A 22,453-nucleotide genomic window follows, 5' to 3' on the forward strand; every position below is an offset into this window, starting at 1 on the left:
ATGGCCACGCTTGCCAATCCCGGCCTTCTGCACCTTCAGGCCCTTTTCATCGACGGCACGGAAAGCCACCCGCAAAAGGGCGTTCACCTGCGCGTCGCCCATCACCCGGTCATGGGGCTGCCGCGCGCGCCCTTCGTGCTCGAACGCGCCGATCTGAGCGACGAGGCCCTGGGCCGCCTGCCCGTGCGCAAGGACGTCCAGTGGCGCGACAAGAACGGCGCGCGGCTGGAGCCGATCTTCTCGATCAGCCAGGGCGACGAGGCCACGGCCTTCCTGCCCGCCGGGTCGGGCGCCGGGGTGCTGTGGGCCGAGGTCATCGCCGATCCGGCGGCCGCGCCCCAGCCCGAGCTGTCGGTCGTTCCGCATGCGCCGGGCGGGTTCCTCGATCGTCTGCCCGGCCGGTTCCGCGATTCCTTCGAGCGCCTGCCGGAGATCGTCCCGCCGACGCCGCACCTGGCCGATGGGCCGCGCGCCTCGGGCATGCAGGTCGAGGCCTTCATGCGCTCGGCCGCGGGGGGCGAGGTTTCGGTGGGGGTGCGCAAGGCGCCGCCCTTCGCCTTCGCGGCGCCGGGGCTGACGCGGCTGGTCGTGCGCGGCGCCGGCTCGGTGGTGGGCGTGCGCCTGATCGAGGCGGACAAGACGCCGCAGCTCGCCTGGCAGGTGATCGACGTGCTCAACCTGCCCCATGCGGGCGGAAGGCGCTATCCGGCCCTGTCGGGCTGGGAGCGGCTTTGCGCCGAGCGTGTGCGCGCGCAGGCGCCCCGGCGCCGCCCGATGCACGATCTTTCGGCCGCGACGCCGCGCTTCTCGGCGCCGCCCCATGATCCGGGGGCCGAGCGCGACCGGGTCGCCACCCTGTTCGAGGCGGTCGAAGAGCCGCTCGACGCGCTCATCGACGGGCCGACGCCCCAGCACCTGCTCGTGCTGCGGCAGACGCTGACCAACGCCGACGGCTCTGGCGGCGTGGCGGGCGGCGCGGCCGAGGCCAGCGTCTTCGCCCTGGGGCTTGCCCTGCAGGCGCAGGTCGATCCGGGGCTGGCCAGCTGGATGGGCATGATGACGCTGGACGCGGTCGAGACGGACCTTCAGCCGCGGCTGAGCCTGTATCGCCTGACGGGGTTCTTCGCCGATCCGCCCGCCGACGCGCTGGCGCGCGCCGGGGCCGCGGCGGCGCTTCTGATCGCGGCCGCGCGCCGCGCGCCGGGGCTGCGCGCGCATGACGATCTGATGGGCGCGTTCTCGGCGCTGGCCGAACCCTGGCTGGCCGCGCGCGGCGTTGCGCTCGGCGCCGCGCCCGAGGCGTTCCGCGGCTTTGCGCTGGGCGCGCTGGCGGCGGCCGACCGCGCCGCGCCGCCGGCGCCGCTGGCCCCGCCGCGCCTTGCCCCGCCGCGCCATGTCGCCTGGCGGGCCGACTCGCCCGAGGATCCGCGGCGCGTGATCGAGATGGGCGTGAGCGGCGCGCCCCCCGCCGGCGCGCTGGCGGCGATGCTGCGCCAGCCGCCCGGCTCGGGCGGATGGGCGCCGCTCAACCCGGCGCAGGACGTCGGCGCCGGCGCCTGGCGCAGCCTGATCGTTCCCGCCCCGCCGGGCGAGGATCCGTCCTTCCCGGCGCCCGAGGGCGCGACGGGGCAGGCGCTGATCTCTTGCGCCAGCGCCGGGCCCGAACGCTTCGCCTTTCACGCCGCCGCCATGGACCGCTTCGGGCGCTGGTCGGATTTCGCGGCGGTCGTCGGCGAGGCCGGCCCGCGGCCCTTGCCGCCGCGGCCCGTCCTGATGGGCGCCTACGCGCCGCCCGACGTCGCAACGGGCGCGCGCGCGGGCCGCGTCAGCGCCACGGTCCCGCTGCCCGACGCCGCAGCGCTGGCGCCGGGCGCCTTTCCCCTGTCCCATCTGCGGCTGACGGCCGAGGTGGACGGCGCGCCCTTCGGACCCGTGCGCACGGCCCCCGTCTCGGACGCGGTCGAGACCCATCCCAACGCCGCGATCGCCGGTCTGAGCGTGCCCCCGGGGCAGGAGCAGCCCGGCCTGCGCTTCGCCTTCGACGGCCCCGTCATTCCCGCGGGGCGCGCGCGCAGCCTGACCCTGACCGCCGTCTGGGTCGATGCGGCGGGGCGCGTCTCGGCGCCGTCCGAGCCGGTGCGGCTGCGCATGGCCGACCCCTACCCGCCGCCGCAGATCGCCATCGCCGACGTGCTGGACTATGCCGCGCGGCCCGACGCGACCGGCGCCGCCTGGGTCGAGCGCGACATTGCCGGCGATCCGGCGCATCGCTACGTCGTGCTCTATGCGGACGAGAACCGCCTGCGCGACCATCTGCGCCGCTCGTCCGCGCCCGAGGACGCGGCGCTGCTGGCGTCGCTCGAGGCCGAGCCGGACCCGGCGGCGCGCGCCACGCTGCTGCGCGCGGCGCAGGCGCGCTTTCCGGGCGATCTGTTCGAGCGCCTGAAGGACGTGGTCGAGACCGAGCCCCGCCTGCGCTTTCGCCACGCCCTGCCGGGCAGCCTGCGCGTGCTGTCGGCCTACAGGATCGCGGCGGAATCGGCGCTGAACGCGGCCGGACCGGACCCGAGCGCCCTCGACACCGTGTTCTACGCCGTGCCCAACGCCGAGCCGCCCGCGCGCCCGAGCGTGCGCGTGCGCATGGTCCCGCCCGCGCCGGGCGAGCCCGATCTGGTCGTCGAGGCGACGGTCACGCTGCGCGCGGCCGTCACGCCGGGGGCGCGGGCGCGCATCCGGCGCACGCGCTCGGGCGTGGTCGATCCGCTGCGCAACCCGATCGTCGGGACGGCCGAGATGGGGCCGGTCGATCCGGTCACGGGCCTGCAGACGGCGACGTTTCGCGACGTGGGGGCGGCGCTGGCGGCGCCCGCCGCGCGGCTGGCGGCCTTCGTCGAATACGCCTGGATCGCCGAGGTCCAGGGCGCGCCCGAGCCGGGCTCGGCCATGTCGGCCTCGGGGCCGGTTCCGGGGCTGTGGAGCGAACCCAGCGCGCCGGCCGTGCTGACCACGATTCCCGACGCGCCGCCGCCGGCGCCGGCGCTGGTGGCGGCCTCTGGCGCGCCGGCGGCTGGCGGCGTGCGCGATCTGCGGCTCGATTTCGTCAGCGCGCAGGATCTGACGCCGGGCGCGCCGGGCCCCTGGCGCATCCGCATCGAGCGCGCCTTGCCCGATCAGGGGCTGACGCTGCTGAGCGAGGACCCCGCCGTCGGCGGGCGCGAATTCTCGGTCGTCGCCGCCCCGGGCGAGGTCACGCCCGGCGGCGCGCGCTATCGCGTGCGGCTGATCGACCCGGTCGGGCGCGAAAGCCCGGCGGTCGAGCACATCGTTTGAGGAGGCGCACATGCCCACGCTCTCGCCCGCTCCGTCCTCGCTTGGCGTGTTCTCGCCGGCGCTGGGCCCGTGGTTCCAACGCTCGGCGTCGGATGACGCGGATCTGTCGGCGCTGCCCGCGCCGGGGCGCGACCTGTCGGCGGCGCGCGACCTGCCCGCCGGCGCGATCTGGAACGCGCCGGCGGCGGGGCTCCTGTCGTTCCACGTGGTCGCCCAGCCGCGCCAGGCGGCGCTTGCCGGCCTGCGCGCCGCCGAGGGCGGGCCCGCCTTCGCGACCGGCGCGCTGGTGCTGCTCTTTCGCCTGCTGCCGCAGGTCGCCGAGCGGCTGGGCGCGCTCAGCCAGGCGGCGCCGCGGCCCGACTCGCCCGCGGCGGCGACGGGAAACCAGCGCACGCGGCCCGTCATCGCCGCGCTCGCGCTCGAGCTGCCGGCCGACATGGCGCGCCTGCCGGCGCTGCGTCAGCTTCTGCCCGACAACGGCGCGGCCGACCTCAAGGCCGTCGTCGACGGGCTGAGCGACGACGACGCCAGGGCGGCCTGGCTGGGCCTGCGGTCGTCGGGCGGCGCGTTGTCGGACGCCGAGCGGCCCGCCACGATCCTGCGCCGCCCCGAGAAGGACGAGCGCCGCCTCCTCGAGAACGCCGGCGCCGCCGTGGCGGGCGCGAAGCTGTGGGCCTTCACCCGCGGGGGGCGCGCCTTCGATCCGGGCGCGGTCGCGGCGATCTGGGCGTGGCTGGCCGGCGTGGCCTGGGACAATCTGTGGGCCGCCTCGGACGTTGCGCGCGAACGCACCGCCGCGACCGCCGATGCGCGCACGGCGCTGCTGGTCAACGCGCATCAGGGCCCGCTCGAGCCGCATCTGAAGGCGCGTCTGAGCCTGTCGGGGCTGACGGCGGTCGATGGCTCGGACGTGCTGTTCGGCGTCGGCGCGGGCGCGGCGGTGCGGCTCTCGGCGGCGGCGTCCGCCGATCTGGACGAGGCGCCCATTCCCCTTGTCGCGCCGTTGCCCGCCGGCCCCTACGCCGCGCCCGACGCCGCGGCCCCCTTCGCCGGATGGTCGGCGCCCGGCGCGCTGAGCCGCGATTTCCTGCGCGTGGCGGCGATGGATGTCGAGCGCCACCTGACCGGCCTTGGCCGCGAGGCGGGATCGCCCCAGGCCGACCCGCGCCTGCGCGTCGGCGCGGCGCGCAACACGGCCGATCCGCTGTTCCTGCCCTCGGCCGACGCGCTGGCGGCCGAGGTCATGGCCCGCTTCGCCGCGCCCGGCGCGCAGGTCGATTTCATGGCGCCCGAGCTTGACCGCGACTACGGCCCGCAAACGCCCGCGCCGCTGGCGGCGGTCGATCCCTTCGCCGCCGCTCATGACGATCCGGTCGCGACGGTGCACGCGATCAAGGGCTCGGGCCGCCAGTCGGGCGCGACCGCCGAGGGGCAGAGCGTGGCGCTGCGCTTCGCCGGATCGGTCCCGCCGGGGGCGTGGCTGCGCGCCTGGCCCCATGGCCGCGACGCGCAGACGGGGCGGCGCTGGCGCATGACGGGCGGCGCCGCCCTGGCCGACGCGGACGGCAATGCGCTGCTCGTCCTGCCGCTGCCCGATGGCGAGGCGGGCGCAGGCGCCGCGCCCGTCGCCTTCAGCTACGATCTGATGATCGTCGCCGCCCAGGGCGCGCGCCTTTTCGCCGACCGCCGCGCCGAGCGTCCGCCCGTCGCCGCGGGCGCGCCCGCGAACGTCGCCAGCCTTGGCGCCGCGGCCCTGTTCTGCCCCGAGACCGCGCGCGCCCCCTCGCCCGGCGCGGCCGAGATCGCGCCCGGCCACACCCTGATCGCCGTGAACGGCGCGCTCGAGGACGGCGACTTCTCGGCCGTGGACATGACCAGCCTGCGCCCCGAGGATCTGAGCGCCAGCCTGCCCAACCGGGCCGATGCGGACGACCGCCTCATCACCCGCGCGCCGGCCTTCGTTCAGACGCCGCCGGGCGACCTGCCCGGCGAACGCAGCCCCGGCGGGCCCGAGCGCGTGCATGACGGCGACTTTCACGCTCCCGCCCGCGGGCAGGAGCTGTTCGACTTCGCCGCCTTCGACCGCGCCGGCGGGCGCGGCGTGATCGGCGCGGCGGCCGGGCGGCGCCTGTGGCACGAGGCGCCGCCCGCCGCGCTGGGTCATCCGGGCGTCAACGCCGCGCCCGAGATCCATGCCGAGGGGCTGGCCCTGGCCGGTCCGGCGGCGGACATCCTGCGCCTGTTGATGCGCGAGCGCCGCCCCGCCGACATTTCCGAGTTCGTCTCGCAGATGGGCCTTCCCTTCACGCCGGCCCCTGCGCCGACCGATCCGGGACCGTGGACCGCGGTGCTCGAGACGGCGGCCAGGGGCACGCATGGCGGGCAGCTGTTCTCGCTGATCCCCGAGACGTTCGCGCCGGGCGCGGTCTGGTCGCAGATCAAGTCGCAGATCGACGCGGCGCTGGCGACGCTGCCCGGCGGGCTGAGCGTGGATGGCATCGTGGACGGAGCCGCCTTCGACGACGACACCGCCGCCGCCGCCTTCGACCGCGTCCTGCACAAGCGGCGCAACGGCGCGCAGGGCTTCGCGCGCGCCGCCATTGCCGCCATCGCGCGGGCCGAGGATCTGGTCTGGCTCCAGACCCCCGCGCTCGACGCCGAGCGCTGGGCCGCGCCGGCGGGCGACCCCTTGGGCGACGTCGCCTTGCTCGAGGCCCTCAAGACGCGCCTTCAGGAGAACCCGGCGCTCAATGCGGTGCTGGTGCTGCCTGCGCGCCATCTGCCCGATCGCAACGCGCGCCTTGAAGAGGTGCGCAAGGCCGCCGTCCAGGCCGCGCTGCACGAGCTGGCCGCCGTCGCCGAGGCGCGCGTGGCCTGGGTCTCGCCGCCGGGCGGCCCCGGCCGGCCGTTTCACAGCGCCGCGACGACCCTGATCGTGGACGACGCGGTCATGTTCTCGGGCGCGGCGCATGCCTGGCGGCGCGGGCTGGTGTTCGACTCGGCCCTCACGGGGGCGGTGTTCGACCAGAACCTGGACTTCGGCCGCCCCAGGGCCGTGATCGCGGCGCGACGGCAGCTTGCCTCGGCCATGCTGGGCATCGCGCCCGATCTGACGCCGCTGACGGGGGCCGGGCTGGTCGCGGCGCTCAAGGCGCAGGCGCGCGGGGGCGGCTTCGGGCGCGCCGACACGCTGGCCTACGCGCCCGGGCCCGACGCGACGCCCGCGCCCGATCGCGAGATCTGGAACCCCGCGCCATCGGCCGCGCAGGCCTGGACGGCGGCCTTGGCGGCGCTGACGGGCGATCTGCGCGATGCGTTCGAGAACGGCGTGCGCTGAGGCGCGCCGGCCGGCGCCTTTCGGGCGCGTCGGGCGCCGGTCAGCGCGCGGGGCGCGCGCGCCGCATGCCCCACAGCGCCGCCAGCGCCGCGGCCAGCAACGCGGCGGGCGCGGGCAGGGGCGCCGGCAGCGGCGCGGGATCGCGCCCGATGACGATGGGCGGGATCGGCTCCTGCGGCTCGACCGTTTCGCCGAGCGGCGATTCGGGCGTGTTTCCGCCGCCCGAGCTTCCGCCGCCCCCGCCGCCGCCCGAAGCGACCACGATCGCCCCGGGCGGGCCGTCGATCCAGCCCGCCGCCGCCCAGCCCGGACCCGCCAGCCAGCCGCCGGGGGCGGGGCGCGCGAAGGCGATCAGAACCTCCCAGCTTCCGCAGGCGGGGCGCAGGCCCAGGCTGGCGGGAAGGGGCTCTGCGGCGGGCTGCAGGGGCAGGTCGCGCCAGGCGCCGGCGTCATGCGCGGCCAGGCGCGGCGCGGGCGCCTCGGCGCGCGTCAGCTCGGGATCTTCGGGCGCAAGAGCGAAGAACAGCCCATCGCCCGCGCGCCAGGCCTGGTCGGTGCGCTCGGGCGCGCGGGCGGCGCAAAGGCGCGAAAGGGCCAGATAGCCCAGCGCCGGAGACTCGGGCGCCAGGCGGCGCGACATCTCTTGCGCCGAGCGGGGCGTCCACTCGGTCCAGGGCAGGGCGTGGCGGACGCGCTGCGCGATCCATGCGTCGGTCCAGCGTTCCTCGACCCGGGATTCGATCCAGGGGTCGATCCGGGGGTCGATCCAGGGGTCAATCCGGGGGCCGATCCAGGGCGCGGACCAGGGGCCGATCCAGGGCGCGGCGTGCGGCGCGCCCCACGCCGCCGCTTCGGCGGTGAGGACGGCGGCGCGGCCCGCGGTCGAGGCCACAAGCGCAAGCGCGACGGCGATCGCGCCGAAGCTGATGCGGAACATGGCGCAGCTCCGTAAAGGATTTTCGGAAATTCCGGTCGATGAGAACATAAGGAAAACTAACCCGACTCGGCGCCGGCCGCGCACAGAAGGCAGGGTTAACGGCGGCGGATTCAGCGTTAACCGCGCCCCCGCGCCCGCGCCCCGGGGCGACGCCGCGTCGCCGCTTGCTTTCGGCGCGGCGCGCGTTCACCATTCGCCCGGACCCGAAACCAGGAGACGCTCATGCGCCGCCATCTCGCCCTTGCCGCCGCCGCCGCGCTGACGGCCGCCGCGCCCGCCCAGGCCGATTTCGAGCTGGGAATCATCCACATCAACGACCTGCACAGCCGCATGGAGCCGATCAGCAAGTATGACGGCCCCTGCAAGGCCGAGGACGACGCCGCGGGCAAATGCTTCGGCGGCATCGCCCGCGTCGCGGCCAAGATCGCCGAGCTGCGCGCCCGCCACGCCGCCGAGGGCCGCCCCGCGCTGGTTCTGGACGCGGGCGACCAGTTCCAGGGCTCGCTTTTCTACACCACCTACAAGGGCGCCGCGGCGGCCGAGTTCATGAACCTGATCGGCTTCGACGCCATGGCCGTCGGCAATCACGAGTTCGACGACGGCCCCGAGGGGCTGGCGGGCTTTCTCGACAAGGTCAGCTTCCCGGTCATCTCGGGCAATCTGGACGTGAGCGCGAACAACCGCCTGGCCGGGCGCGTGGCGCCCTACGTCATCCTCGACGCCGGCGGGCGCAAGGTGGGCGTGGTCTCGGCGCTGGCGACCGACACGGCCGAGACCTCGTCGCCCGGGCCGACCGTCAAGTTCGCCGACGAGGCCGAAAGCCTGCGCGCCGCCGTCGCCGAGCTGGAGGGGCAGGGCGTCAACGTCATCATCGCGCTGACCCATGTGGGCCTGCCCGCCGACATCCGGCTGGCGCAAGGCGTGCCCGGCATCGACGCGGTGGTGGGCGGGCACTCGCACACCTGGCTGTCGGCCTCGGACCGCAAGGCGGCGGGGCCCTATCCGGTCTGGGTCAGCGGCCCGGGCGACGCGCTGGTTCCCGTGGTGCAGGCCTACGCCTATTCGAAATTCGTCGGCGACCTGACGCTGCGCTTCGACGACGAGGGCGCGCTGCTCGACGCCTGGGGCGACACCGTGCTGCTCGACGCCTCGGTGACGCCCGACGCCGCCGTCGCCGCCCGCGTCAAGGAGCTGGCCGGCCCCATCGAAGAGGTCAAGCGCAAGGTGGTTTCCGAGGCCGCCGCGCCGATCGACGGCAGCCGCGAAAGCTGCCGCTCGGGCGAGTGCGAGATGGGCAACCTCGTCGCCGACGCCATGCTCGAGCGCACCCGCGGCCAGGGCGTGACCATCGCCATCCAGAACGGCGGCGGGCTGCGCGCCTCGATCGACCAGGGCGAGATCACCATGGGCGAGGTGCTGACCGTGCTGCCCTTCCAGAACACGCTGGCCACCTTCCGCCTGAAGGGCGCCGACGTGATCGCCGCGCTCGAGAACGGCGTCAGCCAGGTCGAGGAGCTGGCCGGCCGCTTCCCGCAGGTGGCGGGGCTGCGCTTCGTCTGGTCGCCCGACAAGCCCGCCGGCAGCCGCATCGAAGAGGTGCTGGTGCGCAAGGGCGATGGCTGGGCGCCCATCGACCCCGAGGCCGAATACATGGTCGTGTCCAACAACTACATGCGCGCCGGCGGCGACGGCTACAAGGTGTTCGCCGAAAAGGCCATGGACGCATACGACTACGGCCCCGGGCTCGAGGTGGCGGTGGCCGACTATCTGGCCGCCCGCGCGCCCTACAAGCCCTATCTCGACGGACGCATCTCGCGCCGCTGAGCGGGAGATGTGCGGCCGCTTCGCCCTGGCCGCCGCGGCCGAGGAGGTGGACCGGGTCTTTTCCTGCACGCCGCGGGACCCGGCCCCGCCGCCGCCGCGCTGGAACATCGCGCCGACCCAGCGGATCGACGCGGTCCTGATCGGCGCCGGGGCGGGGCGGCTGCGGCGGGGGCTGCGCTGGGGCTTCGTCCCGCGTTGGAGCCGCGCGCCGGACGAGGGGCCGCTCATCATCAACGCGCGCGCCGAAACGCTGGCGCAAAAGCCCGCCTTCCGCGAGGCCTGTCGCAAGCGCCGCTGCCTGATCCCGGCGACGGGGTTCTACGAGTGGCGGCGCGAGGGGCGCCGCCGTCAGCCCTTCTACATCTCGCCGGCGCGGGGCGGGCTCATGGCCATGGCCGGCGTGTGGGAGGAATGGTCGGGCCCCGATGGGCGGCGGATCGCCTCATGCGCCATCGTGACCGTGGCCGCGGGGCCGCAGCTGCGCCCGATCCATGACCGCGAGCCGCTCGTCATCGCGCCCGAGGCTTGGGGCAAATGGCTGGGCGAAGAGGGGCCGGGCGCCGCGCTGCTCATGCATCCGGCGCCCGAGGGCTTCTTCGCGCTGCGCAAGGTGTCGCCCCGCGTCAACCGCGCGACCGAAGACGGCCCCGAGCTGATCGAGCCATGGTCCGAAGAGGGCGAGGCGGCCGAGGGCTCTTCCGAGGGGGCCGAAGGCCCGGACGCCGGCCCGCAGCCCGGCCGCGCCTGATCGGCCGGCGGCCTGCGAGGCGGCCCCGGCCGGTGGGCGGCGGAGGGGCGGATGGCCCCGCTCGCGCGGCGCGCCGACCCGTCGCCGGCGCCGCCATGACCTGGCGCGGGCCCTTCGCCTGGCAAGCGGGATGGGGCCGCGCCGCCTCGCTCGACCTGCCCGGGGGGCCAGCGGCGCCCGGAGCGGCGGCGCAGACGTCAGGGCGCCGCGTGCGGATTTGTCCGGGATGCGGCGGGGCCCGGCCCAGGGCGCCGCACGGCGGCGTTCGTTCGGGCGGTCCGGCGCGGGCGCCGGCCGTTGGCCGGGCGCGCCGTCGCGAACGCCGCAGGGCGAGGCCGGCGAAGGCCGGGCGGTCGACACTGGCGGGGATGGCAAGGGCACGAGGCGCTTGCCGCCCCGATCGCCGCGGCGGCGCTCAGCGTTCCCAGCGGGCGGCGGCGTGCTCGTCGCTTTCGCGCGCATCGACCCAGCGCGCGCCGTCGGGGGTTTCTTCCTTCTTCCAGAAGGGGGCGCGGGTCTTGAGGTAGTCCATCAGGAACTCCGCCGCCTCGAAGGCCGCGCCGCGATGGGCCGAGGCCGCCGCCGCCAGCACGATGCGGTCGGCCGGGGCCAGCCGCCCCACCCGATGCACGATGCGCACGCCCAGCAGCGGCCAGCGCCGCGCGGCCTCGCGCGCGATGGCCTCAAGCGACTTTTCGGTCATGCCCGGATAGTGTTCGAGCGTCATGGCCATGACCGGCGCGCCCTCGGCCGCCTTGGTCACGTCGCGCACCAGCCCCACGAAGCACGCCACCGCGCCCACATCCGCGCGCCCGCGCGTCAGCGCGTCGATCTCGGCCGAGACGTCGAAATCCGCCTCCTGCACCGAGATCAGGATGGGGATCTGCGCGGGCTCGGGCGCGCTCATGCTCAGCCCCCGGTGACGGGCGGAAAGAAGGCGACCTCGCGCGCGCCCTTCAGCGGGGCGTCGAAGCCGGCGGCCTCCTGATCCACGGCCACGCGCAGCGCCGAGACGTCGGCGAAGGCGGCGGCATGGGCGGGGCTGCGCGCGCGCAGCGCCTCGACCAGCGCCGAGACGTCGGGCGCCTCGGCCTCGACGTCCTCTTCGGCAAGGCCGATGCGCTCGCGCAGCCAGGCGAAATAGAGAACCTTCATCCTCGTCCCTCCCGCGCGCGGATGAAGGCCACGCCGCGCGCCATGTAGTCCCAGCCCGAAATCAGCGTCATGCCCGCAGCCACCCACAGCAGCGCATAGCCCGCCGCCCAGCCCGCGGGCGCCAGCGCGTGCCAGAAGCGCAGCCCGACCGTGTCCTGCGCCGCGCCGGTCAGGATGGCGCCGGCGGTCTGGGGCGGCAGCTCGCGCATGAGGCCGGCCAGGGTCTCGTCGGCCCAGCCGGCCAGAAACAGCGTGCCGATGGCGAACATCTGCGCCGTGGTCTTCCACTTGGCCAGGCGCGTGACGGGCAGCTTGAACTCGTTGCCGAGGAATTCGCGCAGGCCCGAGACGGCCACCTCGCGCAGAAGGATCAGCGAGACCGGCGCCAGCATGGCCCAGTGCAGCCCCGCCACCGCCATCAGCACCGCCAGCGCGATGATGACCATGGCCTTGTCCGCGATCGGGTCCAGCATCTTGCCCAGCGCCGTGACCTGGTTCCAGCGCCGCGCCAGCCAGCCGTCCATGAAGTCGGTCGCCGAGGCGGACATGAACAGCGCGAAGGCGACCAGATCCGCGATCGGCCGCTCCAGCAGCGCGAAGACCAGCGCGACCATCGGCGCGGCGGCGACGCGGCTGAAGGTCAGAATGTTCGGGACGGTCCAGATCATCGCGTTGCCAGGCGTCAGGTTCCGGGGCGTGCGCAGATGACCCGATCCGGGCGTCGAGGGCAAGGGGCGCCCGCCGCTCACGCCAGGGCCTCCTCGACGAAATCCATGCGGTCCTGCCCGAAGAACATGCGCTCGCCCACGAAGAAGGTCGGCGCGCCGAACACGCCGCGCGCCACGGCCGATTCGGTCTCGGCGCGCAGGCGCTGCTTGGCGGCGGGGTCTTCGGACATGGCGCGCAGCTCGTCGGCGCCGAAGCCCGCCGGGGCCAGCGCGGCGGCGGCCTGGTCCGGGTCGGCCATGTTCAGCCCGTCGCGCCACATGCCGGCGAAGCAGGCCTCGCACCAGGCGCGCAGGCGCGGCTCGTCATCGGCCAGGGCCGCGGCGCCGCGCATGAGCGCCATGGTGTTGACGGGGAAATGCGGATTGACCCGGAAGGGCGTGCCGTGCCGCGCGGCCCACATGGCCAGATCCTGCATCATCCAGCGCCCCTTGGCCGGGATCATCGCCGGGCTGGCGTTGCCGGTCGCCTTGAACACCGCGCCCAGCAGAATGGGGCGAAGGCGCGCGCGGGCGCCGGTCCGCCGTTCGAGCGCGGGCAGGCGCGCCCATGCCAGATAGCTGGCCGGGCTGCCGAAATCGAACAGGAACTCGAACGTCTTGGTCATGGCCCTTCCTTGCTTGCCCCCGCCGGCACATCAAGCGCCATCGGCGGCGCGGCGTCAATGCGCGGCGGCGCGTCGCGCCCTTGACGTGGGTCAATGCGCGCGCGCGGCAAGGGGCGATAGCTGCGCGAAGCCATACCAAGGAGGCGCTGACATGAACTGGAGCGAGTTTCTCAAGGACACCACGCGCGAGGTCGCCGCGTTCAACAAGACCCAGCCCGACGTCGCCGCCGGCTTTCAGGCGCTGGCGCGCGCGGCGACGGCGAACGGCGCGCTCGACCCCAAGACCAAGGAGCTGATCGCCCTTGCGATCGGCGTGGCGGCGCGTTGCGACGCGTGCATCGGCTATCATGTCAAGGCCTGCATCCGGCACGGCGCCACCCGCGAAGAGGTGGCCGAGACCATCGGCATGTGCGTCTACATGGGCGGAGGGCCCTCGCTGATGTATGGGGCCAAGGCCCTGGCCGCGTTCGACGAGCTCTCGGGCTGAGGCCGGCTTCCCGCCAGCCCGCCGCCCGCCCCAGCCGGAACGCGCGCCGTTGACGGGCGGCGCGCGGGCGTCGATGATGATTGACGCACGGGAATGCATGGCCGAGGGACGGGGTGACGCTGCTGGCCTTCATCGCCGCCGCGTTGATCGGGGCGGGCGCCGTGATGGCCGCGGGGGGCGCGGCCTACACGGCGCGGCTGTCGCGCGCCATCGCCGCCGCGCATCCGCCTTGCGGGCGGTGGCGCGAGGTGCGCGGCGGGCGGATCCATTTCATCGAGCGCGGGCGCCCGGACGGCCCCGCGCTCGTGCTCATCCATGGGCTGGGCGGCAATCTGCACAATTTCAACCGCATGATCCCGCTGCTCGAGCGCGATTTCCGCGTCATCGCGCTGGACCGGCCGGGCAGCGGCTGGTCCGAGCGGCGCTCGGACCGGCTGGCGGCGCTGCCCGAGCAGGCGCGCATGATCGCCGAGTTCCTGCGGGCCGAGGGCGTCGCGCGCCCGGTGCTGGTCGGTCACTCGCTGGGCGGGGCGGTGGCGCTGGCGCTGGCGCTGGAGCATCCCGAGCAGGTCGGCGCCCTGGCGCTGCTGGCGCCGTTGACGCATCCGATCCGGCGGCCGCCGGCGGCTTTCCGCGTTCTTGCGTGCGGGCGGCCGTGGGCGCGGCGCGCGGCGGCGCGGCTGTTCGCGCCGCCGATCGGCGAAGCCGTCCTGCCGGGCATGTTGCGCGCCGTCTTCGCGCCCGAGCCGGTTCCCCCCGAATTCGAAACCGAAGGCGCCGTTCGCCTGGCGCTGCGCCCCGCGGCCGCCGCGGCGGCGGCGGCCGATCTGGTGCATGTCGTCGATGTGGCGGCGCTGGCCCCGCGCTATGGCGCGCTGAGGGCGCCCGGCGGCGTTCTGTTCGGAGGCGGTGACACGCTGCTTGACCCGCAGGCGCAGGGCGAGGCGCTGGCGCGCGCCGCGCCCGGGATTCATTGCCGCGTGCTGTTCGGGCGCGGACACATGCTTCCCTGGACCTGCCCCGAAGCCTGCGCCGCGCTGGCCGCCGAGGCGGCGGCGATGGCGCGCATGGCCTGACCGCGGCGCCGCCGCCCGGCCCGCCGGCGTCGGGCGGCTCGCGCCGGGCCGCCGCGGGCGCCCGGCGAAAGTTCCGCCGGACGAGTCGGGGCGCGCAGGGCGCCCGGTCCTGCGGCCGCGCCAAGGGCGCGCCGCCCGTGCGCCGCCCGTTCGGCGTGCGTCCGCCCCCGTCCGGCGCGCGTCAGCGCGCGCGGCGGTCGCGCATGGCCAGCAGCTTGAGCCGCAGCGCGTTGATCTTGATGAAGCCCGCCGCGTCCTTCTGATCGTAGGCGCCGGCGTCGTCCTCGAAGGTGACGTGCTGCTCGGAGTAGAGCGACAGCGGCGAGCTGCGCCCGACCACGTTCGCCGAGCCCTTGTAGAGCTTGACGCGCACGGTTCCGGTCACGTGCTCCTGGCTCTTGTCGATGGCGGCCTGAAGCATCTCGCGCTCGGGGCTGAACCAGTAGCCGTTGTAGATCAGCTCGGCGTAGCGGGGCATGAGCTCGTCCTTCAGATGGGCCGCGCCGCGGTCGAGCGTGATCTGCTCGATGCCGCGATGGGCGGCCAGAAGGATCGTGCCGCCGGGCGTCTCGTAGATGCCGCGCGACTTCATGCCCACATAGCGGCCCTCGACCAGGTCGAGCCGGCCGACCCCATGCTTGCCGCCGTATTCGTTGAGCGCGGTCAGCAGCTCGGCCGGGCTCATGCGGCGGCCGTTGATCCCCACCGCGTCGCCGCGCTCGAACTCGATCTCGACGTATTCGGGCGCGTCGGGCGCGTCCTCGGGGTTGACGGTGCGCTGATAGACGTAGTCGGGCGCCTCCTGCGCGGGGTCCTCGAGCACCTTGCCCTCGGACGAGGTGTGCAGCAGGTTCGCGTCCACCGAGAAGGGCGCCTCGCCGCGCTTGTCCTTGGGAACGGGCACCTGGTGCGCCTCGGCCCATTCGATGAGCTTGGTGCGCGAGGTCAGATCCCACTCGCGCCACGGGGCGATGACCTTGATGTCGGGGTTGAGCGCGTAGGCCGACAGCTCGAAGCGCACCTGGTCGTTGCCCTTGCCGGTGGCGCCGTGGGCGATGGCGTCGGCGCCGGTCTCTTCGGCGATCTCGACCAGGCGCTTGGCGATCAGCGGGCGGGCGATCGAGGTGCCCAGCAGGTAAAGCCCCTCGTAGACCGCGTTGGCGCGGAACATCGGGAACACGAAGTCGCGCACGAATTCCTCGCGCAGGTCTTCGATGAAGATGTTCTCGGGGCGGATGCCCAGCATCTCGGCCTTCTTGCGCGCGGGCTCCAGCTCTTCGCCCTGGCCCAGATCGGCGGTGAAGGTGACGACCTCGCAGCCGTAGGCCTCCTGCAGCCATTTGAGGATGATCGAGGTGTCCAGCCCGCCCGAGTAGGCGAGGACGACTTTCTTGGGCTTGCTCATGGGGCGATCCTGCCGTGGTTTCCAATCGAGTGCGCGCCGTCGCGCTTAGCGCGGGCGGGGGCGCTTGGCAAGCGTCGCGCCGGGCGGGCCGACGTTGCGGAACGCGCTTTCGCCGCGCTTGCGCCCCCGGCCCCGCCCGCTCTAGAACCGAAGGCGGCCCGCGCCCGCGCGGGTCGGTCACGGTCGGCACGGAGCCTGCGATGTATCCCTTTTTCCGAGTGTTCATGGCCGTCGCGCGCGCCCGCCGGCAGGGGCCGCTGCGCCCGGGGCAGGTGCATTCGGTGCGCACGCGCTGCTGGCCGTGGGACATCGACCCCTTCATGGAGCTGAACAACGGCCGCAGCCTGACGCTGATGGACATCGGGCGCATCTCGATGTTCGCGCGCCTGGGCCTGCGCCGGCTGCTTGCCGAGCGCGGGCTGCGGCTGACCATGGCGGGCGCGCGCGTGCAGTATCGCGCGCGCGTGCTGCCCTTCGCGCCGATCGAGATCCGCAGCCGCGTGCTGGGTCTGGACGCGCGCTTCATCCTGGTCGAACATCTGACGCTGACGCGCGGCCGCCCGGCGCATCACGCGCTTTACCGCGTCGCCGTGGTGGGGCCGCAGGGGCTGGTCCCCGCGCCCGCCGCGCTGGCCGACCACTCCGACGAGGCCTGGCGCGCGCCCGCGCCCGACTGGGCGGTGGGCTGGTCCGCGGCCGAGAACGCCATTCCCTGGCCGCCCGAGCTGGCGGACAGGACCGACTGAGGCGCCCGCCCGGCGCGGCCGCGGCCGCGACGGGGCGCCCGCTCCGGCCCGCCGCGGGGCCGCGCCGGAGGCGAAGACGAAGGCCCCGCGATTTGGAAGGAGATCCCATGCCTCGGGACATCGTGATTCTGGACGGCGTGCGCACCGCCATCGGCACGTTCGGCGGCGCGCTTGCCGGAACGCCCCCGACCGTCACCGCCGCCCATGTGGCGCGCGCCGCCATCGAGCGCGCGGGCGTCGAGCCCGCCCGCATCGGTCATGTGGTCTACGGCCACGTCATCAACACCGAGCCGCGCGACATGTATCTGTCGCGCGTCGCCGCGGTCGAGGCGGGCGTGCCCGTCGAGACGCCGGCGATGAACGTCAACCGCCTGTGCGGCTCGGGCGCGCAGGCCATCGTCTCGGTCGTGCAGAGCCTGATGCTGGGCGACGCCGAGTTCGGCCTGGCCGGCGGCGCCGAGGCCATGAGCCGCGGCCCGCATGTGCTTCAGCAGGCCCGCATGGGCCAGAAGATGGGCGACGTGCGCGCGCTGGACATGATGATCGGCGCCCTGCACGACCCCTTCGGCCACGGCCACATGGGCGTGACGGCCGAGAACGTCGCCGCCGAGCACCAGATCACGCGCGAAGAGCAGGACGCCTTCGCGCTCGAGAGCCAGAACCGCGCCCGCCGCGCGATCGAGGAGGGGCGCTTCAAGTCCCAGATCGTCCCCATCGAGGTCACGGCCGGCCGCTCGAGCGTGGTCTTCGACACCGACGAGCACCCGCGCGCGACGACCCTCGAGGCGCTGGCCGGCCTGCCGCCGGTCTTCCGCAAGGACGGGTCGGTGACGGCGGGCAACGCCTCGGGCATCAACGACGGCGCCGCGGCGGTGGTGCTGGCCGACGCCGAGGCCGCCGACAAGGCCGGGCTCAAGCCCAGGGCGCGCATCCTCGGCTACGCCCATGCCGGGGTGCGCCCCGAGGTGATGGGCATCGGCCCGGTTCCGGCGGTGCGCGCGCTGCTCGAGCGCACGGGGCTGAGCGCCGATCAGTTCGACGTCATCGAGTCGAACGAGGCCTTCGCCGCCCAGGCCTGCGCCGTGAACAAGGAGCTGGGCCTCGACCCGGCGAAGGTGAACCCGAATGGCGGCGCCATCGCGCTGGGCCATCCGGTGGGGGCCACGGGCTGCATCGTCACCGTCAAGTGCCTGTATGAGCTCGAGCGCATCGGCGGCCGCTATGGTCTGGTGACCATGTGCATCGGCGGCGGCCAGGGCATCGCGCTGGCCATCGAGAGGCTCTGAGCGCCCCGACGCCGGGCGCCGGCGCCGCCCCCCCGCGCGGGGGCGGCGTTGCCCGCCGGCGGCGGCGCGCTAGGTTCCGTGCGTGAAGGAGGACCTCGCCATGATCTTCAGCCGCGCCAAGACCCAGATGCCCGACCCCGACAAGGCGCTTGCGGGCCGCCCCGATCCCATCCCCACCGCCGAGCGGCACTTCGTCAACGGCCGCCCCCTCAAGGGTCCGTGGCCCGAGGGCATGCGCGAGGCGCTGTTCGGCATGGGCTGCTTCTGGGGCGTCGAGCGCCTGTTCTGGCAGCTGCCGGGCGTGTGGGTCACCGCCGCGGGCTATGCCGGGGGCTACACGCCCAACCCCACCTATGAAGAGGTGTGCACCGGCCGCACCGGCCACAACGAGGTGGTGCGCGTGATCTACGATCCCGAGGCGCTGCCCTACGAGGCCCTGCTGCGCGCCTTCTGGGAGAACCACGACCCCACCCAGGGCATGCGCCAGGGCAACGACGTGGGCACGCAGTATCGCTCGGGCATCTACTGGACCGACGAGGCCCAGCGCGCCGCCGCCGAAGCCTCGCGCGAGGAATACGGCCGGCGCCTGCGCGCGGCGGGCTACGGCCCCATCACCACCGAGATCCTTCCCGCGCCCGAATTCTACTACGCCGAGGACTACCACCAGCAGTATCTGGCGCGCAATCCGGGGGGCTATTGCGGGCTGGCGGGGACGGGGGTCAGCTGCCCGGTCGGGCTGGGGGTCTGAGCCGCCCCGCTTGACCTTGCGCGCGCGCGCGCCTATCGCCCTTCGCGAACGGATGCGGAGGGCGAGATGACCACCTGGACGGCGCTGACCACCATCAAGGGCGAGGGGCCCGCCTATGCGCTGGGCGAGCGCATCGAGGAACTGCCCGTCGCGCCGACCGCGCTGGCGGTGCTCGAGGTCGAGGACGGCTCGGGCATGTGGGAGGTCGGCGCCTACTACACCGAAAAGCCAGACCCCGTCGCGCTCGACCTGCTGGCCGCCGCGGCCGGGGCGGCGCCCTTCGCCGTGACGCGGCTCGAGGATCGCGACTGGGTCGAGCAGGTCCGACGCGAGCTGACCCCCGTCGAGGCGGGGCGTTTCGTGGTCCATGGCGCGCATGACGCCCACCGCGCCCCGCGCAACCGCATCGCCCTTCAGATCGAGGCGGCCATGGCCTTCGGCACCGGCCATCACGGCACGACGCGCGGCTGCCTGCTGGCGCTGGACGGGCTGGCGGACCGGGGCTTTCGCGCCGCGCGCACGGCGGATATCGGCTGCGGAACGGGCGTGCTGGGCATGGCGGCGGCGGCGCTGTGGCGCGGCTGCGTGGTGGCCACCGACATCGACCCCGTCGCCGTCGAGACCGCCCGCGCCAACGCCCGCGTCAACGGGCTGGCGCCGTGGATGCGCATCGGCCGCGCCAACGGGCTGCGCGCGGATCTGGTGCGCGAGGCCGCGCCCTACGGGCTGATCTTCGCCAACATCCTTGCCCGCCCCCTGCGCGGCCTCGCCCCCGACATCGCGCGCATGTGCGCGCCGGGCGGGCGCGCAGTGCTGTCGGGCATCCTCAACGAGCAGGCCGATTGGGTCGAGGGCATGTATCGCGCCCACGGCTTCGCGCGCGAGCGCCGCATCCGCCTGGGCGAGTGGACCACCCTTCAGCTGCGCCGCCTCTGACGGCGCAGGGGCCGGGGCGCGCCGGACCCGTCACGCGGCGCGTCGGCGGCGGAACGGGGCGTCGTCTCCGGCTCCGGCCGCGCCGGGGGCGGCCCTGGGCGCGCCGAACCCGTCAGCGCGGCGCATCGCCGGCGGGCGGCGCAGCGGCGGCGGTCGAGGTGGCCTCGGCTTCGGCTGCGGCCGCGTCGGGGGCGGCTTCGGGCGCGGCGGGAGGCTGCTCGAGCGCGGCGGGAGGCTGCTCGAGCGCCGCGCGCGCCACGCGCCGCGACAGCGAATAGATCAGCCGCAGCACATGCCCGATCTCGAGATCCCGGCGAAACCGCGCCACGGCCTCGGGCGTGGTGGCCGAGGGGGCATGCGTGATCCCCAGCGCCGCGACGCGGCGGTCGATGTCGTCCTCGGCGGCCAGGTTGCGCCGGGCCGCCTCGGCATCCTCTTCGCGCAGCGCGCGCACCGCGTCGGCGACGGCCGAGATGACCGCCTGGCGCAGCGCCTCGTTCACGCCTTGCGAGGCAAGCGCCGGCGCATGCCGCGACGCCAGGATCAGCCGCGCCACGGGGGCGATGCGGTCCAGCACCAGCTCGGACATCGCGTGGAACTCGCTGGCGCACAGCGCAAGGCGCTGCAGCTCGGCCGCTTCGTCCTCGGTCAGGCGGCGCCGGCCCAGCTCGGCCAGGTAGTCGACGATCATCTTGAACAGCGCGTCGGCGCGCTCGCAGGTCCGGGCCGCCTGCTCGAGCCGTGCGCGGTCGCGCCGCTCGAGCGCCTGCGAGGCCGCGCGCAGGGCGTCGAGCGCCATGTCGCCCAGCCGCGCCGTCTCCTGGCGCGCGGCGTGAAGCGCGAAGTCGGGCGCGGCGATCAGCGCGCGGTTCAGGAATTCGGGGCGCACGGCGCCGTCCTCGGGGCGATCGGGAACAAGGCGCCGCGCCGCCGCGGCCAGAAGATCGGCGAAGCCGATCATGACCGCGGCGTTGATCACGTTGAACAGCGTGTTGGCGTTGGCGATGGCGCGCGGCGCCTCGGCGGCGGCGCGCGCGGCGCCCTGCAGCTCGGGGTGAAGCGGCGAGACGGCGCGCGCCATCGCCGCAAGGGCGTCGATGAAGGGCAGCCAGGCCAGCGCCCCGATCAGGTTGAACAGCACATGCACCGCCGCCGCGCGGCGCGCATCCGCGGGCTTGCCGATCGCGGCCAGAACGGCGGTCACGCATGTGCCCACATTCGCGCCCAGCGCCAGGGCGATGCCGGTCTCGACCGACACAAGCCCCTGGCCCGCCATGACCACCACCACGCCCGTGGTCGCCGACGAGGACTGCATCAGCGCGGTCGCCGCCGCCCCCGCCGCCAGCGCCAGGGCGGGGCGGCGGCCCAGCTCGGTCATCAGCGACCAGAAGGCGGGGTCGTCGCGAAGCGGGGCCATGGCGCCGCTCATCATCTCCATGCCCAGAAAGGCCAGCCCCAGCCCCAGCGCCGCGCCGCCCGCGCCGCGGAGGCGGTCGTCGCGCGACAGGAACTCGACCGCGAAGCCGCCCGCCAGCAGCGCAAGCGCCCAGTCGTCGATGCGGAACGCCACGATCTGCGCCGTCACGGTGGTGCCGATGTTGGCGCCCAGGATCACGCCGACCGACTGCGTCAGGGTCATCGCGCCGGCCGAAACCAGCCCCACCACCAGAACCGTCGTCACGGACGAGGACTGGATCACCGCCGTCACCGTCGCGCCGGTCAGCAGCGCCGCGATGCGGTTGCCGGCGAAGCGTTCGAGCACGGCGCGCATGCGCTCGCCGGCCATGGTGCGCAGCCCGACCGACAGGCGGTCCATGCCCAGAAGGAACATCGCCAGTCCGCCGGCAAGCCCCAGCGCCATGCGCGCCAGGCCTTGCTCGCCCTCCTGCTGGGCGGCCAGGGCGGCGCCCGCGGCAAGCGCGGCGATGAGCAGGGCCAGGGCTGGGCGGTGCATGCGCGATCCTTTCGCCGCCGAAGCTAGCCGCCCGGCGTGCGCGCGCAAAGGCCGTTTTGGCGCGGCGGCGGCGGTGATAGAAACAAAGAGTGAACAAGAGGGAATCGCATCGCAATCTTGCAGCTCGGCTGGCGGCGCTGCGCCAGGCCGCCGCGCCGGCGCGGCCGGCGCTGCGTCTGGGGGCGGGGGCCGAGCTGCCCTTGGCCCGCGCGCATGAGCTGTGCGGGGCGGCGCGGATGATCTTCGCCGCGATTCTGGCCGGCGCGCTGGAGGGGGCGGGCGATCGGGGCCCGATCCTGTGGGTGCGCGCGCCGCGCTCGGGCGCACGACTGAACCCCGACGGGCTGGCGGCGTTCTTCGATCCCTCGCGGCTGGTGATCGCGGCGCCTCGGCGCGACGAGGATGTGTTCTGGGCGCTGGAAGAGGCGCTGCGCTCGGGCGCCTGCCGTCTGGCGGTGGCCGAGGCGCCCGGGCGCGCGCCCGGCTTGACGCAGGTCCGGCGCCTGCACCTGGCGGCCGAGGCGGGGGCCGAGGCCGCCGCCGCCCGCGGCGCGCCGCCGCCGCTGGGCGTGATGCTGACGCAGGGCGCGGGCGGCGCGGCGGGCGTCGAGACGCGCTGGCGGGCGGGATTCGCGCCCTCGGCGGCGGATGGCGCCGATCGTGCCCCGCGCTGGCGCATCGAGCTTGCCCGCGCGCGTCTGGCGCCGCCGCGCGCGTGGATCGCGCAGTGGGACGCGACGCAGAGGCGGCTGAGCTTGTCGGATGCGGGCGCCGCGTGATCTTGCGCCCTGACGAACGCGCCGGGGTCGCGCATCGGCGCGGTCGGCTTTCGCTCGGACCCAAGCCATCGCAACGATGGGCCGCGGAACCTTGCGCGCGGGGCCAATGCGCAGGGCGCCCCGCCGCGGGATGGCGCGCGCAGAGGGCCGAGACCGCAGGCCGGCGCGAGCGGGTCGGGCGAGGGAAAGCTGCGCGTGCGGCGCGCCCGCCCGCCGTTCGGGCGCGTATCGCGCTCGGTGCGCGCAGGGTCGGGATTGGGAGCCGGTGCGGGCCGCGGCGGAGCGAAGGAAGCTCGCGTGCGGCGCGATCGCCCGCCATCGCCGTCGCTGCGGCCTGATGTCGGCGCGCGCAGGCTTCCGCCGGAAAAGGCA

The 22,453-nt window shown here is 74.9% G+C and carries 18 protein-coding genes; 11 read left to right on the forward strand and 7 right to left on the reverse strand.

Annotated elements, in window-relative coordinates:
* Together LY05_RS12435 and LY05_RS12440 are read left to right on the forward strand one after the other, a co-directional pair.
* Positions 1-3,330 (forward strand): hypothetical protein, encoded by a 3,330-nt coding sequence (locus LY05_RS12435; RefSeq protein WP_148923372.1) that lies wholly within the window; start codon positions 1-3, stop codon positions 3,328-3,330.
* A gap of 10 nt (positions 3,331-3,340) precedes the next feature.
* The gene (locus tag LY05_RS12440; protein ID WP_148923373.1) at positions 3,341-6,667 is read left to right on the forward strand and encodes a phospholipase D-like domain-containing protein; all 3,327 of its coding nucleotides are present in this window, start codon (positions 3,341-3,343) and stop codon (positions 6,665-6,667) included.
* 40 nt (positions 6,668-6,707) lie between these two features.
* On the opposite strand, the gene LY05_RS12445 is transcribed toward LY05_RS12440, so the two are convergent.
* Positions 6,708-7,604: a hypothetical protein gene (locus tag LY05_RS12445; RefSeq protein WP_170258999.1), complete on the reverse strand. Its 897-nt coding sequence runs from the start codon at positions 7,602-7,604 to the stop codon at positions 6,708-6,710.
* 222 nt (positions 7,605-7,826) lie between these two features.
* Between LY05_RS12445 and LY05_RS12455 the strand changes: the two genes are divergently transcribed.
* The gene (locus tag LY05_RS12455) at positions 7,827-9,428 is read left to right on the forward strand and encodes a bifunctional metallophosphatase/5'-nucleotidase (RefSeq protein WP_148923376.1); all 1,602 of its coding nucleotides are present in this window, start codon (positions 7,827-7,829) and stop codon (positions 9,426-9,428) included.
* A 7-nt stretch (positions 9,429-9,435) separates the two neighbouring features.
* A complete protein-coding gene (locus LY05_RS12460) occupies positions 9,436-10,176 on the forward strand; it encodes an SOS response-associated peptidase (RefSeq protein ID WP_148923377.1) in 741 nt (246 codons plus the stop codon).
* Between the two features lie 415 nt (positions 10,177-10,591).
* Here LY05_RS12460 and moaE read toward each other — a convergent pair whose 3' ends face one another.
* Genes moaE through LY05_RS12480 form a run of 4 tightly spaced genes read right to left on the reverse strand, consistent with a single transcriptional unit; the run spans position 10,592 to position 12,664 of the window.
* Positions 10,592-11,083, reverse strand: a complete 492-nt coding sequence (gene moaE / locus LY05_RS12465; RefSeq protein ID WP_083581502.1) for a molybdopterin synthase catalytic subunit MoaE — start codon at positions 11,081-11,083, stop codon at positions 10,592-10,594.
* A gap of 2 nt (positions 11,084-11,085) precedes the next feature.
* Positions 11,086-11,331 carry a molybdopterin converting factor subunit 1 gene (moaD, locus tag LY05_RS12470; RefSeq protein WP_072748036.1) on the reverse strand — a complete coding sequence of 82 codons (246 nt, stop codon included), beginning with the start codon at positions 11,329-11,331 and terminating at the stop codon, positions 11,086-11,088.
* Entirely contained in the window at positions 11,328-12,080 is a 753-nt protein-coding gene (pgsA, locus tag LY05_RS12475) for a CDP-diacylglycerol--glycerol-3-phosphate 3-phosphatidyltransferase (protein ID WP_342707612.1), read from the reverse strand. The genes moaD and pgsA overlap by 4 nt, the downstream gene beginning before the upstream one ends.
* Positions 12,077-12,664 (reverse strand): 2-hydroxychromene-2-carboxylate isomerase, encoded by a 588-nt coding sequence (locus tag LY05_RS12480; protein WP_072748035.1) that lies wholly within the window; start codon positions 12,662-12,664, stop codon positions 12,077-12,079. The genes pgsA and LY05_RS12480 overlap by 4 nt, the downstream gene beginning before the upstream one ends.
* Before the next feature lie 151 nt (positions 12,665-12,815).
* Here LY05_RS12480 and LY05_RS12485 point away from each other — a divergent pair, with 151 nt between their 5' ends.
* Both LY05_RS12485 and LY05_RS12490 read left to right on the forward strand, forming a co-directional pair.
* A complete protein-coding gene (locus tag LY05_RS12485; RefSeq protein ID WP_148923378.1) occupies positions 12,816-13,151 on the forward strand; it encodes a carboxymuconolactone decarboxylase family protein in 336 nt (111 codons plus the stop codon).
* 113 nt (positions 13,152-13,264) lie between these two features.
* Positions 13,265-14,227 (forward strand): alpha/beta fold hydrolase, encoded by a 963-nt coding sequence (locus LY05_RS12490; RefSeq protein WP_148923379.1) that lies wholly within the window; start codon positions 13,265-13,267, stop codon positions 14,225-14,227.
* 181 nt (positions 14,228-14,408) lie between these two features.
* Here the strand turns inward: LY05_RS12490 and LY05_RS12495 are convergent, their stop codons facing one another.
* Positions 14,409-15,632, reverse strand: coding sequence for an argininosuccinate synthase (locus LY05_RS12495; protein ID WP_148923380.1), 1,224 nt, complete (start codon positions 15,630-15,632; stop codon positions 14,409-14,411).
* 200 nt (positions 15,633-15,832) lie between these two features.
* Here LY05_RS12495 and LY05_RS12500 point away from each other — a divergent pair, with 200 nt between their 5' ends.
* The 4 genes from LY05_RS12500 (at position 15,833) to LY05_RS12515 (ending at position 19,348) form a co-directional block, all read left to right on the forward strand.
* Positions 15,833-16,378, forward strand: a complete 546-nt coding sequence (locus tag LY05_RS12500; protein ID WP_148923381.1) for an acyl-CoA thioesterase — start codon at positions 15,833-15,835, stop codon at positions 16,376-16,378.
* Between the two features lie 107 nt (positions 16,379-16,485).
* Positions 16,486-17,664 carry an acetyl-CoA C-acyltransferase family protein gene (locus LY05_RS12505; RefSeq protein ID WP_148923382.1) on the forward strand — a complete coding sequence of 393 codons (1,179 nt, stop codon included), beginning with the start codon at positions 16,486-16,488 and terminating at the stop codon, positions 17,662-17,664.
* Between the two features lie 100 nt (positions 17,665-17,764).
* Positions 17,765-18,412, forward strand: a complete 648-nt coding sequence (gene msrA / locus LY05_RS12510) for a peptide-methionine (S)-S-oxide reductase MsrA (RefSeq protein WP_148923383.1) — start codon at positions 17,765-17,767, stop codon at positions 18,410-18,412.
* Between the two features lie 66 nt (positions 18,413-18,478).
* Positions 18,479-19,348 carry a 50S ribosomal protein L11 methyltransferase gene (locus LY05_RS12515; protein ID WP_072748029.1) on the forward strand — a complete coding sequence of 290 codons (870 nt, stop codon included), beginning with the start codon at positions 18,479-18,481 and terminating at the stop codon, positions 19,346-19,348.
* A gap of 112 nt (positions 19,349-19,460) precedes the next feature.
* Here LY05_RS12515 and LY05_RS12520 read toward each other — a convergent pair whose 3' ends face one another.
* The gene (locus LY05_RS12520) at positions 19,461-21,302 is read right to left on the reverse strand and encodes a Na/Pi cotransporter family protein (protein ID WP_148923384.1); all 1,842 of its coding nucleotides are present in this window, start codon (positions 21,300-21,302) and stop codon (positions 19,461-19,463) included.
* A gap of 89 nt (positions 21,303-21,391) precedes the next feature.
* Between LY05_RS12520 and LY05_RS12525 the strand changes: the two genes are divergently transcribed.
* Positions 21,392-22,081 carry an ImuA family protein gene (locus LY05_RS12525; protein WP_249041947.1) on the forward strand — a complete coding sequence of 230 codons (690 nt, stop codon included), beginning with the start codon at positions 21,392-21,394 and terminating at the stop codon, positions 22,079-22,081.
* Positions 22,082-22,453 lie beyond the last annotated feature (372 nt).

It is taken from the genome of Oceanicella actignis, from assembly GCF_008124525.1.
Lineage (GTDB): Bacteria > Pseudomonadota > Alphaproteobacteria > Rhodobacterales > Rhodobacteraceae > Oceanicella > Oceanicella actignis.